General features: G+C 43.0%; 2 protein-coding genes. One reads left to right on the top strand and one right to left on the bottom strand.

Annotation, left to right across the window (positions count from 1 at the left end):
- Positions 1-178 precede the first annotated feature (178 nt).
- Positions 179-1042 carry an acetyl-CoA carboxylase, carboxyltransferase subunit beta gene (gene accD, locus R8N47_RS23270; protein ID WP_064354563.1) on the bottom strand — a complete coding sequence of 288 codons (864 nt, stop codon included), beginning with the start codon at positions 1040-1042 and terminating at the stop codon, positions 179-181.
- A gap of 141 nt (positions 1043-1183) precedes the next feature.
- On the opposite strand from accD, the gene R8N47_RS23265 reads away from it, so the two are divergent.
- Positions 1184-2083 carry a LysR family transcriptional regulator gene (locus R8N47_RS23265; protein ID WP_017821535.1) on the top strand — a complete coding sequence of 300 codons (900 nt, stop codon included), beginning with the start codon at positions 1184-1186 and terminating at the stop codon, positions 2081-2083.
- The last annotated feature ends 213 nt before the right edge of the window (positions 2084-2296 follow it).

Below are 2296 nucleotides of genomic sequence, written 5' to 3'. Positions count from 1 at the left end.
GAAACCGCAATCAACTGGATGCTCTGGGGGTTAGTAAGCGACCATTTTGCTGTTGACCCATACCAAACGGCGTTGGATCTCAGCCTAATGAATGCGGAACCAAGATGGGGGCAAAATGAACGGTTTGTAATGATTACGGCTCAATAAACGCAAGTACTAAGTCTAACTTTAATACAACCTATTCTGAGACCACCCTCGCGTTGGTTAACTTAGCCAGTAAGCGGCCAACGCGATCGCGCATTTCACGTCTATCGACAATCATATCTAGCGCACCATGCGCTAGTAAAAACTCACTTCGCTGAAACTCGTCTGGTAGCTTTTCACGTACCGTTTGCTCAATGACCCGTCTTCCCGCAAAGCCAATACTTGCTTTAGGTTCACCAATATTGATGTCTCCTAACATGGCTAAACTCGCCGAGACGCCACCATAAGTTTGGTCCGTCAATACTGAGATATAGGGTAATCTGTGCTCAGATAAGTGGTTTAACGCGGCGCTGGTTTTTGACATTTGCATGAGTGCCACCAAAGACTCTTGCATGCGCGCCCCTCCGCAAGCGGAAAAACATACTAACCCAGATTTTGTATTAATTGCGCTTTCAACTGCTCGGACAAACTTCTCGCCAACCACTGCGCCCATCGAGCCTGCCATGAAAGAGAATTCGAATGCACACGCAACAACAGGCAGACCCAATAACTTGCCCTCCATCACCACCAACGCATCTTTTTCTCCAGTCGTTTTCTGTGCTAAAGCAATTCGCTCTTTATATCGCTTTAAGTCTTTAAAACCCAAAATATCTTGTGGCTCCAACTCACTTGCCAACTCTTGTTGTGTTCCATGGTCCAGAAAAGAGATCAACCTTTGACGCGCAGCCATTCTCATGTGATATGAGCATTTAGGGCATACTTCCAAATTTTCTTTTAACGCGGCACTATAAAGTATTTGTTCACACTCAGGACACTTTGTCCAAACGCCCTCAGGGATAGACGCTTTGCGCGAACCTATTATATTTTTATTCTCAAATAACCGTTCTAACCAGCTCATAAATTCACCACTATTGATTACGTTCTAGCGCGATATCTCGTTGTTTGTTCGCTTAAACTTGTAAATAAAATTGTATGTAACTTAGTACAGGGATAAAGTGCGATATGCTGGCTTGATAATCCAATAAAGTGGGATAATGAAATGTTTGATAACGTTGACCAAATCTGGTTAAAAAGTTTTCACTGTGTTTATGAGAACAACAGCTTTAAGCGAGCCGCTGAGTGTTTGAACATACCAACATCAAATGTCAGCCGACACATTGCCCTGCTTGAAGAAAAGTTAAACATTAGGTTGTTCAATAGAACAACAAGGCGAATGACGCCTACCGAGGCTGGAGAAGAGCTCTATAGCAGCACTCGTCCGTTATTGGAGCAACTCAACGCCGCACTAGAAACTGTAACGCGCCACTCGCACACGGTAACAGGGGAACTGCGAATTCTTATGCCAGACACACCTGTACTGGCAAAAGCTATTGTTTCCTTTTGCAATCAATATCCAGCAATCTCTTTGCATTGTGATACAACGCTCGCCCCTAAAGGCGATGCTATCGATGGCTTTGATATAATATTGAGTTTTCACAGAGGTACTTTGTCAGACAGTAACTGGGTGGCGAGAGAGATAAAACGCTGGCCCAGTGCCATTTTAGCCGCGCCTCAACTAATTGAGAAATACGCCCCCCCTTACAAAATTACGGATCTAAGTCATGTTCCCTGCATCACGACGCTTACCGCAGTAAATGGTGCACCATGGGTATTCAGAAACCCTGCTGGGGGCCATATTACTCAAACTGTACAATCTTCATTCAAAGTAAACAGCGGTCATCTCGCCAGATATGGCGCGTTATCAGGGCTTGGATACGCAATATTGCCAATTGAGTCATGCCAAAATGAGATCAAAAATGGTGAGCTAGAAATCGTCACTCTAGAGTACGAACCTGAGGATTTAGTACTTTACGCCTTTTACTCGTCTAGAAAACATGTAGCTAAGAAAATATCTATGTTTGTTGAACATTTAAAGCAAAACGCAAAACTTAACGCCTAGCTAAGCTTTACTCAACTAATTTATCATATTTTGTTTTATCGTCTAGAAAGGACAGACACCGCTAAGCGATTTGAGACTCGATTTTTTCAAATAAAAAAGCCAGCAATTAACATTTACTGGCTTTTTATTAAAGAGGTGTGCCGTCCTAAATAAGGTTGACACTTTCTCCCCCCAAAATTGGAGAGTGTTATGAAATCAACAACTAAAAGAACT

It is taken from the genome of Vibrio sp. 2132-1, assembly GCF_033344315.1.
This window is presented reverse-complemented; position numbering and strand designations above follow the sequence as displayed.